This is a genomic window from Coleofasciculus sp. G2-EDA-02 (assembly GCF_040226375.1).
GTDB lineage: Bacteria > Cyanobacteriota > Cyanobacteriia > Cyanobacteriales > Coleofasciculaceae > Coleofasciculus.
Map to the genome: position 1 here is coordinate 17,363 of NZ_JAVKEW010000103.1, position 21,000 is coordinate 38,362.

16 protein-coding genes are annotated in these 21,000 nt (G+C 46.2%); 8 read left to right on the forward strand and 8 right to left on the reverse strand.

Annotated elements, in window-relative coordinates:
* Positions 1-3: 3 nt before the first annotated feature.
* A complete protein-coding gene (speA, locus tag RLO19_RS11590; RefSeq protein ID WP_446356533.1) occupies positions 4-2,007 on the reverse strand; it encodes a biosynthetic arginine decarboxylase in 2,004 nt (667 codons plus the stop codon).
* 310 nt (positions 2,008-2,317) lie between these two features.
* Here speA and RLO19_RS11595 point away from each other — a divergent pair, with 310 nt between their 5' ends.
* Complete coding sequence (locus RLO19_RS11595; protein WP_446356511.1) at positions 2,318-3,022, forward strand: hypothetical protein; 705 nt, start codon at positions 2,318-2,320, stop codon at positions 3,020-3,022.
* Positions 3,023-3,141: 119 nt separating this feature from the next.
* Here the strand turns inward: RLO19_RS11595 and aroH are convergent, their stop codons facing one another.
* Together aroH and sppA are read right to left on the reverse strand one after the other, a co-directional pair.
* Positions 3,142-3,537 (reverse strand): chorismate mutase, encoded by a 396-nt coding sequence (gene aroH / locus RLO19_RS11600; RefSeq protein ID WP_446334436.1) that lies wholly within the window; start codon positions 3,535-3,537, stop codon positions 3,142-3,144.
* A gap of 249 nt (positions 3,538-3,786) precedes the next feature.
* Positions 3,787-4,611 (reverse strand): signal peptide peptidase SppA, encoded by an 825-nt coding sequence (gene sppA / locus RLO19_RS11605; protein ID WP_446356513.1) that lies wholly within the window; start codon positions 4,609-4,611, stop codon positions 3,787-3,789.
* A gap of 282 nt (positions 4,612-4,893) precedes the next feature.
* On the opposite strand from sppA, the gene RLO19_RS11610 reads away from it, so the two are divergent.
* Entirely contained in the window at positions 4,894-5,994 is a 1,101-nt protein-coding gene (locus RLO19_RS11610) for a DMT family transporter (RefSeq protein WP_446356515.1), read from the forward strand.
* A gap of 380 nt (positions 5,995-6,374) precedes the next feature.
* Positions 6,375-7,697: a peptidoglycan-binding protein gene (locus RLO19_RS11615; protein ID WP_446356517.1), complete on the forward strand. Its 1,323-nt coding sequence runs from the start codon at positions 6,375-6,377 to the stop codon at positions 7,695-7,697.
* A 238-nt stretch (positions 7,698-7,935) separates the two neighbouring features.
* Here the strand turns inward: RLO19_RS11615 and RLO19_RS11620 are convergent, their stop codons facing one another.
* Positions 7,936-8,124, reverse strand: coding sequence for a DUF4915 domain-containing protein (locus RLO19_RS11620; RefSeq protein WP_446356535.1), 189 nt, complete (start codon positions 8,122-8,124; stop codon positions 7,936-7,938).
* A gap of 206 nt (positions 8,125-8,330) precedes the next feature.
* Here RLO19_RS11620 and RLO19_RS11625 point away from each other — a divergent pair, with 206 nt between their 5' ends.
* A complete protein-coding gene (locus tag RLO19_RS11625) occupies positions 8,331-9,557 on the forward strand; it encodes a DUF1501 domain-containing protein (protein ID WP_446356519.1) in 1,227 nt (408 codons plus the stop codon).
* A 76-nt stretch (positions 9,558-9,633) separates the two neighbouring features.
* On the opposite strand, the gene petL is transcribed toward RLO19_RS11625, so the two are convergent.
* The gene (gene petL, locus RLO19_RS11630) at positions 9,634-9,735 is read right to left on the reverse strand and encodes a cytochrome b6-f complex subunit PetL (RefSeq protein ID WP_446334428.1); all 102 of its coding nucleotides are present in this window, start codon (positions 9,733-9,735) and stop codon (positions 9,634-9,636) included.
* A gap of 88 nt (positions 9,736-9,823) precedes the next feature.
* Between petL and aroB the strand changes: the two genes are divergently transcribed.
* Positions 9,824-10,930 (forward strand): 3-dehydroquinate synthase, encoded by a 1,107-nt coding sequence (gene aroB / locus RLO19_RS11635; RefSeq protein ID WP_446356521.1) that lies wholly within the window; start codon positions 9,824-9,826, stop codon positions 10,928-10,930.
* Between the two features lie 189 nt (positions 10,931-11,119).
* Here the strand turns inward: aroB and RLO19_RS11640 are convergent, their stop codons facing one another.
* Entirely contained in the window at positions 11,120-11,686 is a 567-nt protein-coding gene (locus RLO19_RS11640) for a hypothetical protein (protein WP_446356523.1), read from the reverse strand.
* Between the two features lie 121 nt (positions 11,687-11,807).
* Positions 11,808-12,389, reverse strand: coding sequence for an IS607 family transposase (locus tag RLO19_RS11645; RefSeq protein ID WP_446356525.1), 582 nt, complete (start codon positions 12,387-12,389; stop codon positions 11,808-11,810).
* Positions 12,390-13,224: 835 nt separating this feature from the next.
* On the opposite strand from RLO19_RS11645, the gene RLO19_RS11650 reads away from it, so the two are divergent.
* A complete protein-coding gene (locus tag RLO19_RS11650) occupies positions 13,225-16,419 on the forward strand; it encodes a PAS domain S-box protein (protein WP_446356527.1) in 3,195 nt (1,064 codons plus the stop codon).
* A 138-nt stretch (positions 16,420-16,557) separates the two neighbouring features.
* Here RLO19_RS11650 and RLO19_RS11655 read toward each other — a convergent pair whose 3' ends face one another.
* Entirely contained in the window at positions 16,558-17,820 is a 1,263-nt protein-coding gene (locus RLO19_RS11655; protein ID WP_446356529.1) for an RNA-guided endonuclease InsQ/TnpB family protein, read from the reverse strand.
* 176 nt (positions 17,821-17,996) lie between these two features.
* Here RLO19_RS11655 and RLO19_RS11660 point away from each other — a divergent pair, with 176 nt between their 5' ends.
* Together RLO19_RS11660 and RLO19_RS11665 are read left to right on the forward strand one after the other, a co-directional pair.
* On the forward strand, positions 17,997-18,215 hold the full coding sequence (locus tag RLO19_RS11660; protein WP_446356531.1) for a hypothetical protein: 219 nt from the start codon (positions 17,997-17,999) through the stop codon (positions 18,213-18,215).
* Between the two features lie 180 nt (positions 18,216-18,395).
* Positions 18,396-20,864 carry an endonuclease MutS2 gene (locus RLO19_RS11665; protein WP_446356532.1) on the forward strand — a complete coding sequence of 823 codons (2,469 nt, stop codon included), beginning with the start codon at positions 18,396-18,398 and terminating at the stop codon, positions 20,862-20,864.
* The last annotated feature ends 136 nt before the right edge of the window (positions 20,865-21,000 follow it).

The following is a 21,000-nucleotide window of genomic DNA, read 5'->3' on the forward strand; positions in this document are numbered from 1 at the left end:
TAACTAAGAAGAAAGATACGTATAACTATTGAGACTCTTCTGGTAGTTTTGCAGTAACCATTGGGATTCTGCCAAGGTAATTCTATTGTCTCGTAGAGCTTGTTCGGTGCGGCGACGAATGCTTTCAACTAAGTCCTCGGCGTCGTACTGAACGTAACTCAATACTTCCGTTACCGTATCTCCCTTAACCAGATGCTCAATTTCATAGCCTCTGGGTGTGAGCCGAATATGGACAGTATTGGTGTTGCCAAACAGGTTGTGTAGATTGCCCATAATTTCTTGGTAAGCTCCGACTAAAAACAACCCTAAGTAATAGGGTTCTCGGATTTGATGATCAGATGTTGTTCCCGTCTGTTCTAGAAAGGCGGGTTGAGTTAAGCCATTGGTTGTTTCAACAACATTATCGGTAGAACCCCCGCCGACATCCGGGTTATCCTGTACCTTGGCTTTCCTTAACGGATGCAGTTCCAGCACGGATTTAACATCTCGCAGGTCGATAAACTGGTTAATTTTGCCGTCACTGTCACAGGTCAAATCGGCTAAGATACCCCGGCGGGTTGGCTCCTCATCTAGCCGATGAATGGGCATAATCGGAAAGAGCTGGTTCATTGCCCAGGAATCGGGAACCGATTGAAAGACCGATAAGTTGACGTAATAAATTGACGCCATCGTTTTTTCTAAGTCTTCGAGATCGTCAGGTACATAGTCCTGTGTCCTGACAATGTTGAGAATCTTCTCAAAGCACGCCCAGTACAATTGTTCTGCTCTAGCCCGTTGAGTGAGGCTAAGATAACCGAGATTAAAGAGGCTTTTGGCTTCTTCATTGAATTGAATGGCGTCGTGGTAGGCTTCTTGGTAATTTTCCAGACTAATAGTACGATAAGTTTCCCAGAGGTTACGGATAATCAGATGTTCCTGATCGTGAGCAGGGTGGGGTTCTCCGGAGAGAACATCGCTGGTATTGAGGACATCAAAGATGAGTACCGATTGATGAGATGCGATCGCGCGACCACTTTCACTAATTAATACAGGAGCGGGAATCTGGCGGGCTTCACAGGCTTCCTTAACCTCAGCAACGATATCGTTGGCATAATTCTGCATGTTGTAGTTTTTTGAGGCGTAGAAGTTGGTTTTAGAGCCGTCGTAGTCAATGGCTAAACCACCACCTACATCGAGATAATTCATATCAGCGCCCAAGGAACGCAACTCGACATAAATTTGACTGGCTTCTCGAATTGCATCTTTAATCACGCTAATGGCAGAGGTTTGAGAACCAATATGAAAGTGCAATAACTGCAAGGTGTGGAGTGCTCCAGCATCCCGGAGTTGGTTCACGCAGGTTAGGATCTCCGGAAGTGTCAGACCAAACTTGGCGCGATCGCCTGTGGATTCTCCCCAACGACCCGTCCCTTTTGTACTCAGTTTGGCTCGCACGCCGACTATCGGCTCAATACCTAGTTTTGCCGAAATGTCAATAATAAGCTGGACTTCTTCGAGTTGCTCGATCACAATAATCGGTGTTTGTCCCAACCGCATCGATAGCAGCGCCGTTTCGATATATTCCCGGTCTTTGTGACCATTGCATATAAGCAGGGCGCCATCGGTTTTTAATGTGGCTAGAGCAATCATCAGTTCGGGTTTAGAACCCGCTTCTAAGCCAAACTGATAGGGATGTCCAAACTGTACCAATTCTTCCACCAGATGTCGGTGCTGATTGCACTTAACCGGATAAACCCCCTGGTAACGACCCGGGTAGTTATAGCGAGCGATCGCCTTGGCAAAACAGGCATTTAACCGCTCAATGCGATCGGCAAGGATATCGGAAAAGCGAATTAATAACGGGAGTTCCAGATTACGTCCTTTGAGCGCTTCAACCAGTTCCCTCAAATCTAGGGAACCGCCGCGATCGCCTTTGGGGGAAACCGTTACATGACCGACGGCGTTAATCGAAAAATATGGCTCCCCCCATCCCTGAATCCGATAAAGTTTCTCACTATCCTCAATCATCCAACTTGGGCGTGATGATCTGCTATGAGGTAAGGAAGTGTGAGCGGAAATACCTTCCGGGTGATGCGGTTGCTGCTTTTGCTCGTGAATGCTAATTGTAGATGTTAGCTCTCCTGTCATAATCTTGGATCACCCTTTAAACTATGCCTTGCGATTGTTAATGCTAGCGCATTTGGGCAATGGCACTGAGAGGATTTTTGTCATGTTCTGCAAAAAACCATGTTAAAATTCCGTCAGCCATAGTGGTTTCTCTACTCTTAAGGCGCAAAGCGTCGCGTTTTCAAGTTGATCCTGACTGTAAAGGGCGTCAATGCTCAATTCATCTGACCATTCTTCCGAACAGCGAAATTACCCACAGGTATTACAGCAGCTCGTTAACAGGTATCCCTTTATCTTTTGGGGAACAATCTGGGGCTTTCTTGTCTTGATTGGCACCGTGGCGGCAGTTGGCTTAATCAATCCTGGGCGGATTGATCCAGATAAGTCTGTACCGAAACCCAGGGTTTCAACTCTTTTGGAATCAACGGCAAAAAAAACGCCCCAGTCGAACTCTGGGATAGTCTCCCCGACAGAGGACTCTCTACCCAAGGAGGGTTTACCCCTTTCGTTATTTTGGGGTCTAGCCTTTGGTTGTGCCACCGGTTCTTTGTTAGTCACACATGCTTTTAGACAATCCACTCAACGTCGCCAAGTTATCAAACCGTCTAAATCTACCCGGTACAAAAAACGGCGACGCTCAGTAAATCGCCGTCGAGTTCCCCCAAATCCCCAACCTGTTGTTCAGACACAGGCAATCCAGACGCAGGACTCTCCTCAGACACTTGCCCATGAGGAAACTGAAGTCACCGTCGTACCTGATCAACAAAAAAGTCCTCTGGATAACGAGGAACAGAGTCTTGCAGAAATGCTTGATTTACGCAAACGTGAGTCTCTGGCGTCGATTATGCGGCGCAGCTTGTCTACCGGTCGAGACATTTCTATTAGTCGAACGTCAAATTATCTAAATAACAAATAAATTCTGAATTATAAAGCCAGAATTTCCTGTTCCCTGTTTCCCGTTTCCTGTTCCCTGATAGAGTTGGCTTTCCAAAGCGCGAGGATGACGCAGGACGAATGATAAATGCGAATGACCCTTTAACTGTGAGATGAGCTTAATTGAGCAAGACTCCAATCTGGTCTTAAGTTTTTCGCTTGACGCAGATAAGGGTGATAAATCTCGGTTTGGCTAACCAAGGTATTAATGTGAATTAAGCATCGGATACAGCGCTCCAAGCTTCCTTCTACATGCATTTGCTGAAGATCGAGTAATGCGACATTTTCCCAATGAGGACGTTCACGAGCGATCGCAGCAGGAAAGATGGCATCCAAATCTCGTGTCGTGGTAAAGATTACACTGATCATTTCCTCGTGGTCGATCTGATTGTGGCTTTCTATCTCATCTATGAGTTCCGTTACAGCATCTTGAATTGCTGCAACCGTATTTTCTGACACCGTTGTTGCTCCACGAATCGCTCGAACACGCCACTCCACTGCTGATATCCTCCTAAATTGTGACTGAAAAAGTTTTAAGTTTTGACCCTTCACGATCTTCAAGGGAATCTGGTTTGTAGGGGCGGGTTTAGGGATTTTCGCGCCAGCTATTGATGGTAACGTTTGTACCAAACCCGCCCTGACTAAGTTTTGAGCTTTGACCCTTCACTTCGCTCATAGGGCATGGCGCGTGAGTTAACTCTTTTGTTTCCCCTGCACCCTTGCACCCCTGCACCTGGAGAAAAACTCCTAGGGTCGATAGAGCCAAAGCGGCTGACCACCAGTAGACAGTTCAAATTCTAACCAATCTATCCCTGCTGATAATCCAGAGGTCATTCGACCCGTATTGCCAGGAATCAAACGACTCCAGAGGCGTTTAGGTTCTTCAATCGTCTCACATTTCGTTTTATCCGGATCAAGACCCACCAGTTCGGCTGCCCAACGACGGGCATCTTCCTCGGTTCCTAAGCGATCAACAACCCCTAAATCAAGGGCTTGCTGACCTGTGAAAATTCGACCATCGGCAAAACTTTTCACCGTTTCTACCGCCAGGTTTCGTGCTTCAGCAACGGTTTGCACGAACTGTTGATAACTCGTATCGATCATCTCTTGCAAAATTGTTTTTTCGGGATCGGTGAGTTCACGATCAAACGCCAGAATATCCTTGTAAGGACCGGATTTAACGACTTTGAAGGAAACCCCAATCTTGTCTAAGAGACGTTCTAGATTATTGCCGCGCAGAATAACGCCAATGCTTCCTGTAATCGTACCGGGGTTGGTCACGATATGTTCAGCACCCATACCGATGTAAACTCCCCCAGAGGCGGAAATATTCCCAAAACTGGCAATAATTTTCACCTTCTCCCGCAGGCGCATCAAGGCGCTGTAGATTTCCTGAGAGTCGCCAACTGTGCCGCCGGGACTGTCAATTCGCAAGAGTAAGGCAGGGAATTTCTTTTCTTCCACGGTTTTGAGCGCGTCTAGTACCCGTTGGCGAGTGTTACCAGCAATCAAACCCGTGATTTCGATGCGAGCAATCTGTTTCCGCGATTTAGGCTTAAAGGGCCAGGGCATATCGTTCCAAAAATGAGGGATGTAGACACTCCAGCGGTGTCCCACTCAGTTAAATAGGTTAGCCAGCGTGAGAACCGCTATATTACTTTACCAGTTTGCACGATCTAGGGCTTTTTGTCCGAATCTGTCCTGTTGCCTGTCTATTGACCAAGGACGAATGACCCATGACCACTGCCCTGTTTGTATCATTTGCTTAACATAAAGTAAAAATTCAGTACAATTGTAAAGAATCATAAAAAATATCCGGGGTTTATCCCAAGCGTTGATAATAAACTCAATCTCATGCAGCTAAAAATAACGAATCAATCCCCTTTCACCTCCTTACTGTTGATTGCGCCGTTTTTCCTGTGGGGGACGGCAATGGTAGCGATGAAAGGGGTCATTCCCCATACAACTCCTCTATTCATGGCAGGAGTGCGCTTAGTCCCGGCTGGAGTGCTTGTCCTGATCGCGGCTTCGATGATGGGGCGTCCCCAACCCAAAGGGTGGGCTGCTTGGTTATGGATTAGCTTGTTTGCGCTAATAGACGGTGCTTTATTTCAAGGATTTTTAGCCGAGGGCTTAGTGCGAACGGGGGCTGGCTTGGGTTCAGTGATGATTGATTCTCAGCCTTTAGCTGTAGCATTACTCTCAGGTTGGCTTTTTGGTGAGATTATTGGTCTGTGGGGTGGCTTAGGACTGGCAATTGGTATTGTGGGCATCAGTTTGATTGGTTTGCCAGATGCCTGGATTTTGAGCCTTGTGCATGGCAAGGTGGCAACTGTGGAATTGAGTTGGCAGCATCTTTTCCAAAATGGGGAATGGCTGATGTTATTGGCTTCCCTGTCGATGGCTTGTGGAACGGTGAGCATTAGCTATATCACTCGATATGCCGATCCCGTTGTGGCGACAGGTTGGCACATGATTTTAGGCGGATTACCCTTGTTTGCGCTTTCGGGGATGTGGGAATCTCAACAGTGGGTGAATATTGACTTGAGTGGCTGGATGGCACTGGCTTACTCGACCATATTTGGCAGTGCGATCGCCTATGGGTTATTCTTCTATTTTGCTTCTAAGGGGAATCTCACCAGTCTCAGTGCTTTGACGTTTCTGACTCCTGTGTTTGCCCTGGTATTTGGCAATCTGTTTTTAGGGGAAGTCTTGAGTTCCCTGCAATGGGTAGGCGTCACTTTGACGTTAGTTAGTATCTATTTGATTAATCAGCGTCAGGAAATTGCCCAGGGATTGGCATCATTCCGCCAAGCCTGGAGTACCGCCAATCAGACAGTTACCGCCGAATCCTTAACCCCTCGCGATCGCATCATCCGCAGCCTGAAAGCGATGGGTTTAATTCCTTTACCTCTGAAAGTCCAAAACTCTGAAGTTAAAAGATTGCCTCGTTAACCAATTTCAGTGGCTGGAAATGTTTTCGATTGATACACAAAGAGTTCCAGGGATAGGGGCGGGTTTTACCCTCAACGTTTGTTCTGAAGATAACCTACAACTTAACTAAACCCGCCCTGGGAGGATGGGGAAAGAAAATATTTTATTAAGTTTCTGTATGCTGAGATACAGTTTATCGAAAAATGCACTTTCCTCCAGCCGTTTGCGATCGCCTACATTTGATAAAGTGGGAGGAACAGGTGCAAAGACTCCTGGCTCTTTAAAAATTGACTCATCTAGGTCGCCGTTTTAATTCAGGAGTAAGTATTTAAGCTATCTTGGAGTGAGACTGATAAGAGGCTGTCCCGACATGGCAAACCCTTCAGGTTCCTAATTTTCTTATGACTTGCCATCGCTCCCCTGTACTTCTAGCTGCCTATATGACCTGCGTGGGCGGGTTTATAGGCATTGGCTCTCTCCTGGGATTAGAGCCTGCGATCGCCCATCCATCGGTTAACCTATCCCCCCCCTTACTCCTCGCTCAGTCCCCCAGTCCTAAAGGCATTGAGGAATTACCCCTGCAAGTGGGGAGTCGAGGAGAAACGGTGCAAGCCTTGCAGACTCGTCTGAAAAAGCTAGGCTACTACGAGGGTGATACCGATGGTGTCTATGGAGACACCACCAGGCTGGCTGTTATAGAATTCCAAGAATCAATCGATCTTGACGCAGATGGTGTTGTTGGTTTAAGCACATGGACTAAGCTGCAAGCCGCAGCGGCGGAAGTCCCTGAACCAGATAATTCTCCAGGGGAAGCAGAAAACGCTGAGGAAGACAACCAAAACGCTGAAAAAGCTCAACCCAACAGCAATCGCCAACAACTCCTGTGGATAGTCGCAGGTGTTTGTGGAACCTTAGGAATATTTGGTGGAGGCTTATTCTTTTTACTCAAGGTATTGGATAATCCCAAAAAAGGTCAAGCCCCTGCAAAAGCAGAGGATTCTGTGCCCTCTTCCCCTCCAGAGGAACCGGAACTGCCTATGGTAATGTCGAGTAGCAATGGGCGAGAGTCATCCCCCGCCGAATCGGTTGAGCTCCCCCCAACTCATCTATCTGAACCCTATAAAAATGGATACAATTCTTCAGGATTAAGCGTAACTGACTCCCACATCAGTGAATCGCCATCCCATTTTGAACCCTCAACTAGCGCCCCACTGACTCAACCCAAGAATCGGCTGGCGAAAAAAAATGGGGTGAATCAATTAGTTAAAGACTTACAAGATTGTGATCCAACCAAACGACGCAAAGCAATTTGGGAACTGGCACAACGGGGAGATTCCAGGGCGGTACAACCCTTAGTCAATCTGATGTTAGAGTCTGATTCTCAGCAGCGCAGCTTAATTATAGAGGCGCTATCCCAAATTGGGATGAAGACACTCAAACCCATGAATCGGGCGTTAGCGCTTTCCCTACAGGATGATAATCCCCAGGTGCGTAAAAACGCGATCCGAGACTTGACCTTGATGTATGAATTAGTGGCACAAATGAGTCAGTTATTATCCTATGCCTTAGATGATCCGGAGGCTGATGTTCAGGAAACAGCGCGTTGGGCATTGAGTCAGCTAGAACGAATTCGCACACCTGCAACAGTGAATAGTTTACCTCCTTCCCCTAGTCCCCTCAGTTTTTCGGAAAATCAGCTAAAAGAACCGCCCATGTTTGAATAGGATTTTCGAGGAGCGATCGCGTCACTATTAGAGTTACATATACAACTTAAAGCGAATCAAGCCGTTATCACCCTCTTCAAGGCGATTGAAATCGCTGCTACACAAACTTTCGTCCGCCTGCGCGGACTGGGTGATAACGGGGGTAGTTAACCCGAATTTAGTATAAATCAAAATGAATTAGAATTACGGAAAAGAAACCGTAGGGGCGCATGGCGTGCGCCCTATTCAATGGTAAAATCTACTCCACCAACGCTGCATCCGGCAAAACATAAGAAGTCGCAATTAGTTTTTCATCCCAGTCGATAATCTCAGGAAACCGAATACCCGGTAACACCTGAACCGCAAAAATTTCCTGCACCGCCTCTTCAAACTGCAAAAACGCCACAGTTTGCCCTGTCTCAATATTTACCACCCAAACCCCACAGATTCGTTCGGAGAGCCTCTACCACCGATCGCGATTTAATGTAAGTTGAGGGGTAAGGTGCGATGATGGGGGCAAAGTGCGATCGCGTTTGGATACAATGCCACTATTATTGGCATTACTGGCGATTCATTCCACTATGAATCAAAACTATCGCCGGATCAGCTAAACCCGCCCCGACTTTCAATCCTCCCTCTCCATCACCTACCCTCATGAACCGACGCAAATTTTTACAATACGCTAGCCTCTTGACTGCTGCTGGACTTACCCCGATTGGGTTGCATGGTTGGGCGGCGAGAGGAATGGCTTCAACTAATACCAACAAGCGACTTATTGTCATATTCCTGCGCGGTGGTATCGATGGATTAAATGTGGTAGTTCCCTACCAAGACCCAGACTACTACGAAGCAAGACCCAGAATTGCGATTCCCCAACCCAAAGAAAAAGGAGGAGTGCTAGATTTAGATGGTCGTTTTGGTTTGCATCCCGCTTTAGCTGACCTAATTCCTTTATGGAAACAAGGAAGTTTAGCCTTTATCCATGCTTGCGGATCACCGGATACCACTCGCTCTCATTTTGATGCTCAAAATTATATGGAAAGTGGAACTCCTGGAGATAAAACGACATCTGATGGTTGGATGAATCGTCTGTTAGCGACTCTCCCTCAAGCAGGACCCACTCAAGCCGTTAATATCGGTTCCATGATCTCGCCTATCCTGATGGGTCAAAATTCTGTGGCTAGTCTACCACCAGGAAATAATGCTACCCGTTCTCTGTCAGTGGATCGTTCTCAACTCAATGCAGCATTTGAACGTCTTTACAGTGGAAATGATTCGATTCATCTAGCTTATCAGGAAGGACAACAAGCGCGGGAAATTCTACTGGCTACCCTAGCGGCTGAAATGCGGGAAGCTGACAACGGCGCACCCCCTCCAAATGGATTTGCTAAAGATACCCGCAATCTGGCGAGGCTAATGGTTGGAGATTCTCAGACTCAATTGGCATTTATGGCGTTAGGTGGCTGGGATACTCATATTAATCAGGGAAGCAGTCAGGGTCAGTTTGCCAATAAACTGAAATCTCTAGCCCAAGGATTAGTGACTCTAGTCAAGGAATTAGGATCAGTCTATTCTGATACTGCGATCGCAATCTTATCTGAGTTCGGTCGCACGGTGAAGGAGAATGGTAATGGGGGAACGGATCACGGACATGGTAACGTGATGTGGATTTTAGGGGGTGGGATTCGTGGTGGTAAGGTTTATGGGGAATGGACAGGTTTGAGTGAATCAGCGCTATTCCAAGGACGAGATTTAGCCGTCACCACAGATTTTCGAGACGCGATCGCGTCTATATTAGAGCAACATATTCAACTTAAGGCGAATCAAGTTGCTCAGGTTTTTCCTGGCTTTACCTCCAATCATTCCTTGCCGCTTTTTTGACGGATCATAGCACTGTGGTAGGTTTGGTTGAACCTAGTGAAACCCAACCGATTCTTGTTGGGTTTCATCCCTAGGTTTAAATCAATTTGACCGCTTTCAGACCAAAAAACAAGGCTAGGGCGACACCTGTGGCGCCACCGAGGATGACAAAATAGGCGATGATTCCAGAGACTGGCATATACTACTCTCCCAAAAAAAGTCTTATTTATCCATTGAATCATCACAGCGGGATAAAATACAGCCCAGAGTGGCTTAGGATAAATCAAATGAAGTCAGTGATTCGGGTTGAAGTACCGCCGCAGTCTTATGATATTGCGATCGCGCCGGGAAGCTTAGACGATATAGGCGTTTGGATGAGTCGGCTGAAACTGGGGAAGCAGGTTCTCCTCGTCTCCAATCCAGCCATTTTTCGCCGCTACGGGGAACGAGCGATCGCGGCGCTAAAGTTGGTCGGCTATCAGGTGTCTCACTGTACCTTACCCGCAGGCGAACGTTATAAAACCCTTAAGTCTATTCAAAAAATCCACGATGCAGCCCTCCAGAACCGCTTAGAACGGTCTTCAACCCTGGTGGCATTAGGGGGAGGCGTAATCGGGGATATGACGGGGTTTGCGGCGGCTACATGGTTACGGGGGATCAATGTCGTCCAAGTTCCCACTTCCCTTTTAGCTATGGTAGATGCAGCCATTGGCGGTAAGACAGGGGTAAACCATCCCCAAGGCAAAAACTTAATTGGTGCATTTCACCAACCCCGCTTTGTTTTAATTGATCCGCAAGTTTTACAAACCTTACCCCCACGAGAATTACGGGCGGGAATGGCAGAGGTGATTAAATATGGCGTAATCTGGAATGCTGACTTATTTGCTAAGTTAGAGAATACTAAACGTCTCGACCAACTGCGGTATTTGGATGATGAATTATTGTCCTTTATTTTATCCTCCTCTTGCCAAGCCAAAGCCGATGTCGTCAGTCAGGATGAGAAAGAAGCCGGATTAAGAGCAATTTTAAATTATGGTCACACGATTGGTCATGCAGTCGAAAGTTTAACCGGCTATAAAGTCGTTAATCATGGGGAAGCTGTGGCGATTGGCATGGTTGCGGCTGGTCAAATTGCGGTAGAACTTCAGATGTGGACATCCCAAGAAGCGGAACGTCAGAAGGCTTTAATTGAGAAAGCCGGATTACTCACTCAGTTACCACCGGGATTGGAGATTGATGCGATTATTGATACCCTGCAAACCGATAAGAAAGTGAAAGATGGTAAAGTACGATTTGTTTTACCCACGCAAATTGGTCAGGTATCGATAACAGATCAAGTTCCAGCCGATGTAATTCGCCAAGTTCTGAATCATGACTTATCAATGGATAATTAATAATTGATAATTAATAATTGATAATTTACAATTGATGAATTTGGTCTAAGATCTCTTCGTTTACGAAGAAATTAAAAAAGGTTTTCCTTAATTTCAATCCTCTTCTTTTAAGGAGAGGTCATTATCCATTGTTCATTATCCATTGTCAATTTGTGAAGAGTTTTCTATTCCCTGGCGAATGACGAATTACTAACGACGATAAAATGCTTGTTCCCTTGCCATAGAAAGCGCCATGTAGAGAATATTTTGCCGTTCAATGGCAGGAAAGCTAATCGTATAAATCATATCGTTTTGCTGCCACATCACGGTTGAGAAGGAGTAGGATGGATTTTGAGATGGTCCTTCAATCAGATATCCAGCCACATTAGGCGCCAATGTAATGCGATCGCCTAGAGTTTCATGTCGCTCCAGATCACGCCTCGCACTCGCCGACTCCTTGGGGTTGACTGAAAAGCTACCCAATAAGCAGGAATTTGGGCTGCGATCGCAGGTAAACAGACTCACCGTATAACTAGAGGGGGCTTGGGAGGGAAAAACCCGGACAATCAGTTGGTTTGGATCAATATCCAAAAGATCATTCACTCGTAACTGGGTGGGTAAGCGCATGGCTAACCCGACAGGCAAATTTTTTTGGATACGTTCCATAAACGGAATAAACACGGGTGCAGGTTGAGCTTCAACCGTTACCGCCAGACTGAAGACACCGAGGAACAATGACACCCCCCAGAAACAACGTTGCCAAATTCGGTAGAACACTTCGCCTCAATCAGGTTTTCAATAGATTCTTGACTATTTTTAGTTTAAAACTTTTATTCCATAGTTTTCATCTCTCATCGGTTGAGGCTTTTTTTTATTATATGTCTTTCCGCTAGTAGGATTATTGTCCGTGAGATTTTAACTCGGCTATAATCTTTTCGGTTTTTTGTTTCGACCTTCTTAATCCGTAAATCTGCGAACAAAAATAGTTTATAAGGGCGATTAAATCTTCCATTAATTCATCTTTTTTATCCTCACTTTGATTGACAATTTCAACTTTTTTACCTAATTCTTTTAGGAGAATTTCTATATAATTTGTTCCAAATCTAGCGAGACGATCTTTATGTTCTACAATCAAAATATTGTAGTTTGGGTCTACTAGGATTTTTGCCAATTGTTTTCGATTGTCATTTATACCACTTCCAATCTCTTTGACAATTTTATAAATTTTGTAGCCTCTGGCAATTGCATAATCTTTTAACCGCTCTGCTTGTCGCTCTAGATTATCTTTGTTTTGGGCGCTGGAAACTCTTGCATAAATACAAGCTATCAAGTCAGGTTTCAAGTTGTCCTCAATCGCCTCCGAAGTTATGATAATCGTACCAGACGGCAATTGATAACCTGTCAAATTTCCTTGTTTCCACCACCTCCAGGCAGTTCGATAACTGATTCCTGCTTTTTTGGCATAGTCTGATAGTTTCATGTCTATATATTACCAAGCATGACTATATCTGACCATATTCTTATTGAAACTTTACAATACCAAGTTGCATTCAAACATATAACTTTCTCTCCCCCAGCTTCCCCCGCTTCCCCAGCTTCCCCCGCTTCCCCCGCTTCCCCAGCTTCCCCATCTCCCCAATCTCCCCCCGCTTCCCCCGCCCCAGCCGTTTTTATGAAGAAAATATAAAGGTATCCTAAAATTGGTTAAGATCGTAGCACTTAACCCCTGATCAGAAGCGGTAAACGCCTCATAAGCGTGAACTTGCACGTTACCCCAATGCTTAATCTCTTTGTTCAACTTCCTCTGTGGAGCGCAACCCCTCCCTTGTTGCTATGTCATAAACAGCATCGCTAATGTCCCAATGTGCCAACTTAGACAACACTTACGCAGCAACTTTAGCCATAGTAGGGGAAATTCATGAATTCTCTCGACAGGTAGCGCTTGCCGTGCTAGTTGGCGTAAGTCCCAATAAAATAAATATTAGTCTTGGTGGCGGTAAATGCGACCATAGCGTAGGTTTATGTACAGGCGTACCTACCCTGAGCAAACATTGGTCTGGTTGGGTTAACGAGAATATTACACTAAAGCCATTCTTGAAACAAGGGTTTACCGATTCACTTAAGCTATCTACACATTACCCTATCTTGAAGCCAGGATAGGGTTTACTCAAGGGGGTTCATGGATGATAGAACTGGAGTGTTGGCGCTCCCATCGCTAAAAACGAGGATCTTCTCAGGGCGTACAGATAAAATCTATGACAATGACGTAACACTAGAGCATCTGGCTTTGGCAAGGGTAAGGAGAAGTAACTTTAATGAAAACGCTAGTATCTAGCAACACAACAGTCAACCTTGAGCAACTCTATCCAGATCGTCATATGGATATGGCAGCTAAAGCAACATTTGAGGATTTAACTCGTTTAGCCGCTAGCGTTGTCCAAACCCCGATCGCACTCATCAGTCTCCGGGATACCAAAGGTCAGTGGTTGCCATCACAATTGGGTTTAGAAGCCGATTCTACACCGCATTACTTAGAATTGTGTCGCCAAATCCTGCAACATTTGGCAAGGGAAGATCAGCCGCTATTGGTGGTAGAAGATACTCTAGCCTCAGATAAATCCCTGACAAGTTCACTCCCGATCCGATTTTATGCCGCCGTTCCCTTAGTTACCCCTCAAAATGAAACGGTGGGTATTTTATTGGTTATCGACCAAGTTCCGCGACAGTTAACCGTACAACAAAAAGACTCCCTAGCCGCATTAAGCCGACAGGCGATCGCACAGTTAGAGTGGCAAAAGAAAGTGATCAATTTGGCAACCCAGGTTCATCACTGTCAACGGATGGAAAAAGCCCTACAAACGTCCCTGGAAAACCTAGTCGATCTGACAGTGGCGCTGGATCAGTCTTCAATTGTCGCGATTACAGACCGTCACGGTAAAATTAATTACGTTAATGATAAATTTTGCCAGATCTGTAAATATTCCCGGCATGAGCTTTACGGCGCTGACCATCATCTACTCAGTTCTGGCTATCATCCACCGCAGTTTTTTCAGGACTTGTGGCACACGATTTCCCAAGGAAAAATCTGGCGAGGTGATATCCAGGATCGTGCCAAAGACGGCAGCTTCTATTGGGTCGATACCACCATCGTGCCTTTAATTGATGCCCAAGGAGGTCCTTATGAATATATCTCAATTTGTAAGGATATCACGGCACAAAAACAAGCCAAAGTTGAACTGGATCGCTTTTTTGCCCTATCCCCTGACTTGATGGCAGTTATTGGCTTCGATGGTACGTTTAAGCGGATCAATCCCGCCTTTGAAACAACCCTCGCCTATAGCCAACAGACACTCCTGTCTCAACCATTCCTCGATTTCGTCCATCCTCAAGATCGTACCGCTACATTAACGGCTTGGCAAACCCTATTAAGCAGTTCATCAGACGTTTACTTTGAGCATCGCTATCGATGTCAAGATGGATCTTATAAATGGCTTGCTTGGAACTGTTTGCCTTTAGCCGAAGCTGATGTCGTCCATGCGATCGCCCGTGATATTACCCATACTAAGCAACGTAAAGCCAGTCTGCTAGAACGATCCCGTTTGTCTACCTTAGAAGCCGATATTGGCGCTGTTCTCGTTGGACAAAACGGCAGTCTGGGCGAAAGTCTCAAACGCTGTACTGAAGCCATGGTACGTCATCTGAACGCCCTCGGTGCTGGGATTTGGACAGTGGCAGGCATTACTGAGGAGACCCAAATACCCTTAGTCTTAGAATTGCAGGCAAATAGTGGCGAACATTTACCTACACACCTATTCCCCCAACGCCTCCTCACCAACCAAGGCTTAATCGCCAAAGTCGCCCAAACCCTAAAGCCGATTCATCGTCCTATCTTAACGGCGGGAAATGACTTGTCCAACAAAAGCTATATCGGGATTTACCCGCTGATTGTCGAGTCTCACCTGGTTGGGTTTATTGGGTTACACAGTTGCCAACCTTTCTCTAAAATTGTACAAGGGGTATTGGGATGGGTGGCTAATGCGATCGCGGTAGCTATTGACCGGATTTGGATACGCGAAGAACTCCTCAGTCGCCGGGAAGCGTTACTGTTTCAGTTAGCTAGTCAAATTCGCAATTCCCTAGAACTCGATACAATCCTAGACACCGCCGTCACTGAAATTCGCGGATTACTGGAGGTTGACGGCTGTCACTTTTTATGGTTAGAGTCCAATTCAGAAAAGCCCAGTTTGCGGGTTACCCATGAAGCACGAGATCCAAATTTACCCAGTTTATTAGGAGACTGTCTCCCGCCACAACTTGTCCCCATAGCGGACATTATTGGCAAATTACATCCCCTGAGAATTAATGATATCAGCCAAACTCAAAACTTAGCCCCCGAAACCCGATCCCTACTCGCCGATTGGGGAATTACCTCAGGGTTAGTTCTACCATTACAAACCAAAACCGGACAACTGGGGGCGATTATATGCAGTCATTATCAGGGTTCGCGCCAATGGAGCGATCGCGAAGTCAAATTATTGCAAGCGGTGGTTGATCAACTCGTGATTGCGATTGAACATGCGGAATTATTCGCTGAAACTCTGGCAACAGCGCAGGCGGCTCAAACCCAGGCAAACCAATTAGAGCAGGCATTAAGGGAATTAAAGCAAACTCAATCGCTATTAATTCAGACCGAGAAAATGTCTACCATCGGTCAAATGGTAGCCGGTATCGCCCACGAAATCAATAATCCGGTTAATTTCATCACCGGCAACCTCAGCCATACGACGAACTATATTGGCGATTTATTACAACTGATCGAATGTTATCAACAATACTATCCCAATCCGCTTCCAGATATTCAAGAGTTTATCGAAGACATTGAGTTATCCTTCCTCATCGAAGACTTGCCAAAAATGCTCTCCTCAATGAAGATGGGAGCAGATCGGATTCAAGAGATTGTGATTTCGCTACGGAATTTCTCGCGGCTTGATCAAGCCGAAATGAAGGCAGTCAATATTCATGAAGGCATTGACAGTACCTTACTAATTCTCCGCAACCGGATGAAACCCTGTGGGAATTCTCCGGGGATTACGTTGATTAAAGAATACGGTGATTTGCCTCCGGTTGAATGTTATGCTGGTCAACTGAATCAAGTCTTTATGAATATTATTAGCAATGCCCTTGATGCCTTTGACGGTGAAATAAAAGCCGGAGCAATTACCGCCGAAGATAGCCAGTTTAACCTTAAACCAACAATTTGGATTAGCACTGAGGTTGTAGACAATAATCAAGCCGTGATTCGGATTCGCGATAATGGACCCGGAATGAGCCAAACCATCCGCGATCGGTTATTTGATCCTTTCTTTACTACAAAACCTGTTGGTAAGGGAACAGGATTAGGTTTGTCAATTAGCCACCAAATTGTTGTCGAGAAACATGGTGGTATTCTTAAATGTCATTCTGAACCGGGACAAGGAACAGAGTTCTGGATTCAAATTCCGATTAATTAAACTCTATACATGACATGTCAGAACTATATTGACAAAAGACGCAACCTGTGAATTGCCTCTCCAGTCAGAAGCCCGGATCAGACAATCTCCCTAAAATGGCAGATGGATCGATGTAAAGCTTCTGTAATATTTAATGAACTACAGCGACTTACTTCGTTGAAGTCGCTGTTTCTGACACTTCCTCACCCCTAGTTGCTTCATGCTTCCACAATCAGTAGAGCTAGGCGGCTCTGCGTCTGAAGAGGTTCGTTCCAAACCCCTTGCCCAAATCTCATTAACTTGAGCGGCATTAACATCTCTATCTTCGACGTGCTTGCAGTCGGGATTAGAGCAAACATGAACTCTATCGCTCAAAGTCTTAGGCGTTAATTCCCAACATTTAGCGCACCGTTGAGTTGGCTTAAGCGTCCTAGTTGGTGACTCAACATAAAACCCACCTGCCTCAGCAGATTTGTAGGTTAATAAATCACCGACTCTACCAAACCCAACGTCAAGAATCGACCGATTTAACCCGGCTTTTTGCTTCTTACGCTTACCCTTCTTTGCTTTCCGAGTCATACCCTTGACGTTTAACTGCTCTCCACCGATTAGGCTATTACCGCTCACTATATCGCTGGTTACTTTGTGCAGCCAATCTTCCCGTTGTCGGGCTATCTTGCTCTGAAGTTTAGATATGCGCTTGCGTTCCTTTTTCCATCGTCTCGATCCCAAAACTTTTTTGTTCCTATTAGGCGGTTTTTTACGTCTTAACCGCTTTGAGGCGGCTTTAACCTTCTTATGTCCCTCCTGAATAAAATCTGGTTTAGCGATTTTTTCGCCAGTTGAAAGCGTCACCGCGTCTTGGCAGCCAAGGTCGATTCCGATTGAACCCGTACCTGTTTGACGAGTTGGGTTGCACTGTACGGTGATTGATGCATACCACTTACCATTCCTAAAAAAAATTGTGCAAGTCGTTGGCGTTCCCCAAGTTCTAGCTTGTCCCCGCATCTGTATCTTTAGATCGAGATCTTTCAGTTCTAAGTAACCGTTTTTGCCGTTAGATAAAGCCTTCCAGCTTGCTTTGTCTGGATATGTCCAGCCACTATATCGCCGTTTCGCTTTGAACCTAGGATACTTGCCTAATCCTTTGAAAAATCGCTTATAGGCAAAATCAACCCGCTTTAATGTAGCTTGTAACGTATGGGAACCTAATTCAGCATACTCAATCCAAACCTTTTTAAACTCAGGTAGACTATTCTGTTGTTCAAAGTAATCAACAGAATGCCCAAAGTGTTTGTACTGTGTCCTCCGGTTAGAAATTGCCGCGTTATAGAGTTCACAGTGCATTTTTCTAGCCCAATGGAGCTTGTCACATTGAGCCTTGTTTGGGTATAGCCTGAATGTGGTTCGACGTGTTAGCATACCCCCTACCTTACCATTTAATTTAGTAAATAAAGGCTAATAATTTGATGATTTACGGGATATTGAAACCCGTAAATCATCCGCTATCCTTCCCCAACTTGCTATCGCTGAAGTCGGGGAATGCCGCGATTGCGTTCATAACATCCGATATGTGGAAATTGATTCTGGATTGAATTATGGCAAAACAGACACGGACTTGCATATACCCTAGGGTTCCTCTAACCTCAGCCGATCGCGAAGCCTTAGACAAACTCTTTCAGGGAGTACAGCTAGAGGATTTGCGCCAGATTGAGGAAATAACATCCTATTATTCCATCGCCCCGCTTGAACCTTGGGAAGAACAAGGCTGGCTCACGAATAGCTCCCTACCTAACCCCAGGGAAGCAACAGCATAGTTAAATAGTAGACTGGGTGTATGATAAATTTCTCCTCCTTTTGGCAGACCTCATCAACTATTTCCTCCCACCAGGGAACGACTCGACAAGATATTTCAGACAGAGTACGGTTAGACTCACTCCCCTCTCTGGGAAAATAGTCTAATAATGAACATATAAGATAAGCTTTAAAGTTGGGCTTTGATTCAATCTGAAACGTTAGAACTACTCGAATGGCAACGCCTGTGCCAACACTTGGCAACCTTCGCCGCCACTAAACTGGGCGCGATCGCGGCTCGCCATCTCCATCCTCCCGCCACCTTAACCGAAAGCCTGCACCTGTTGGCGCAGACAAAAGAAGTCTATCAACTCGAATGTCGGTTAACCAGTGGCTGGACCTTTGAAGGGATTCAGGATATTGGTGATGCTCTAGAGATTGCACAACGACAAGGGATATTATCAGGAGAAGACTTACTCGCGATCGCGACAACTCTCTTCGGTGTGCGTCGTTTACGGCGTCTCATCGATGATCAAGAGGATATCCCCGTTCTTAACCAACTCGTTGCTGATATTCGTACCTATCCCGAATTAGAACAAGAAATTCATCGTTGTATCGACGAACGCGGGGATGTCACCGATCGCGCTAGTCCAAAACTAGCAGAAATTCGACAACACACTAAATCCCTACGCGATCGCATCTATCAAACGCTCCAGAATATCGTACAACGCCAAGGCGCTGCCCTCCAGCAACCCTTAATTACTCAACGGGGCGATCGCTTTGTTCTCCCGGTGAAAGCCCCCCAGAAAGACTCGGTTCCGGGTATCGTTCATGACGCTTCCAGTACGGGTGCTACTCTATACATTGAACCTAACGCGATCATTGGACTCGGTAATCAACTCAAAACCTATCAACGACGGGAACAAGCCGAAGCTGAAGCCGTGCGTCGCGTGTTAACCGAACAAGTCGCCGCCGTTAAACTAGATCTCGAACAGGTATTAGCCGTCGCCACTCGGTTAGATTTAGCCACCGCCAAAGCCCGATATAGCCTCTGGCTTCAGGCAAATCCGCCGCGCTTCATTGATCCGAATCAACGAGAATCAATTACCCTGCGTCAGCTACGACATCCCCTGCTAGTATGGCAGCATCAGCACGAAGAAGATGCCCCAGTTGTACCCATTACCATCCAGATTCAGCCCCATATAAGAGTTGTGGCGATTACCGGTCCCAATACAGGGGGTAAAACCGTTACCTTAAAAACATTGGGGTTAGCTGCACTCATGGCAAAAGTGGGTTTATTTGTCCCCGCCAAAGAACCCGTAGAACTGCCTTGGTTTGAGCAAATTTTGGCAGATATCGGTGATGAACAGTCTTTGGAGCAGAGTTTATCCACATTTTCCGGTCATATTCGCCGGATTAGTCGGATTTTAGATGGGTTGGAAAATTGTAGAGACGTTCCATGCAACGTCTCTACAGATGGGGGAGAAGATGATTTAGCACAAAGGGAACCAGACATCCCACATCCTACATCAGCCCTAGTCTTACTCGATGAAATTGGCGCAGGAACAGATCCAGCCGAAGGAAGTGCTTTAGCGATCGCACTCCTGAAATATCTAGCAGATCATGCTCAGCTTACCGTAGCCACCACCCACTATGGTGAACTCAAGGCGCTCAAATATCAAGATGAACGATTTGAAAACGCCTCGGTTGAGTTTAATGATGTCACCCTTTCCCCCACCTATCGCCTACTATGGGGAATACCCGGTCGATCCAATGCCTTAACCATTGCCCAACGGTTAGGGTTAAAGTCAGACGTGGTATCCCTGGCTCAAACCTTAGTCGGAAGCAGTTCACAAGAGGTGAACCAGGTAATTTCTGGACTCGAAGCCCAACGGCGTGATCAGGAAACCAAAGCCCAAGAAGCGAACCAACTCCTCCAGCAAACCGAACGCCTGCATCAAGAAGTATCCAGTAAAGCCAAACTCTTGCAGGAGAGAGAACGGGAGTTGAAACTCTCCCAAGAACGAGCGGTACAAGACGCGATCGCCCAAGCCAAAGCAGAAATTGCCCAAGTGATTCGCAAATTGCAGCAAGGACCCAAAATCGCTCAAAACGCTCAAAAAGCCACCGATGCGCTGAAGACAATTGAGCAGCGCCATATCCCTAAAACACCTGCGGCGAAAGCCAAACCAGAATTTAAACCCCAAGTTGGCGATCGCATCCGCATTCCTCGTCTAAATCAAACGGCTGAAGTCTTGACACCTGCGGATGAAGATGGGGAACTCACCGTGCGCTTTGGCTTAATGAAAATGACGGTATCCCTTGCGGATATCGAATCCCTAGAGGGTCAAAAGGCGCATATCCCTGTCAAATCCAAACCCGCATCTACCCCCGCACCAGCCCCCTCATCCCCGCCGACTCCCCCGATTCGCACCGAGAAAAATACGATTGATCTACGCGGATCTCGTATCGCCGATGCTGAAGTCGAGTTAGAACAAGCCATTTCCAAAGCCATAGCCTCTGGGGTATTGTGGATTATTCATGGTAAGGGAACTGGAAAATTAAGGGCTGGGGTACATGAATTCTTAGAACGCCATCCCCTCGTTGATCGTTTTGAATTAGCCAAGCAAGCGGAAGGAGGATCGGGGGTAACAGTAGCTTACCTGAATTGACATCCTCCCCACCCTGCTAAAAGCTGAGGGTGGGGATTCCCATCATCACTGACGAGTCTTCCTGGCTCTACGAGCAACCTTGCTTTTTGGAGTTTCCTCTTCTAAGCAGCGGGTCATCTCATCCCCAGGCGTAACT

What these genes read in the sequence shown, in the direction of transcription:
- RLO19_RS11650 (WP_446356527.1), top strand. Translation starts at nt 13,225, where the DNA reads ATGAAAACGCTAGTATCTAGCAACACAACAGTCAACCTTGAGCAACTC.
- aroB (WP_446356521.1), top strand. Translation starts at nt 9,824, where the DNA reads ATGAAGTCAGTGATTCGGGTTGAAGTACCGCCGCAGTCTTATGATATT.
- RLO19_RS11615 (WP_446356517.1), top strand. Translation starts at nt 6,375, where the DNA reads ATGACTTGCCATCGCTCCCCTGTACTTCTAGCTGCCTATATGACCTGC.
- sppA (WP_446356513.1), bottom strand. Translation starts at nt 4,611, where the DNA reads ATGCCCTGGCCCTTTAAGCCTAAATCGCGGAAACAGATTGCTCGCATC.
- RLO19_RS11610 (WP_446356515.1), top strand. Translation starts at nt 4,894, where the DNA reads ATGCAGCTAAAAATAACGAATCAATCCCCTTTCACCTCCTTACTGTTG.
- speA (WP_446356533.1), bottom strand. Translation starts at nt 2,007, where the DNA reads ATGATTGAGGATAGTGAGAAACTTTATCGGATTCAGGGATGGGGGGAG.
- RLO19_RS11660 (WP_446356531.1), top strand. Translation starts at nt 17,997, where the DNA reads ATGGCAAAACAGACACGGACTTGCATATACCCTAGGGTTCCTCTAACC.
- petL (WP_446334428.1), bottom strand. Translation starts at nt 9,735, where the DNA reads ATGCCAGTCTCTGGAATCATCGCCTATTTTGTCATCCTCGGTGGCGCC.
- RLO19_RS11645 (WP_446356525.1), bottom strand. Translation starts at nt 12,389, where the DNA reads ATGAAACTATCAGACTATGCCAAAAAAGCAGGAATCAGTTATCGAACT.
- RLO19_RS11625 (WP_446356519.1), top strand. Translation starts at nt 8,331, where the DNA reads ATGAACCGACGCAAATTTTTACAATACGCTAGCCTCTTGACTGCTGCT.
- RLO19_RS11655 (WP_446356529.1), bottom strand. Translation starts at nt 17,820, where the DNA reads ATGCTAACACGTCGAACCACATTCAGGCTATACCCAAACAAGGCTCAA.
- RLO19_RS11595 (WP_446356511.1), top strand. Translation starts at nt 2,318, where the DNA reads ATGCTCAATTCATCTGACCATTCTTCCGAACAGCGAAATTACCCACAG.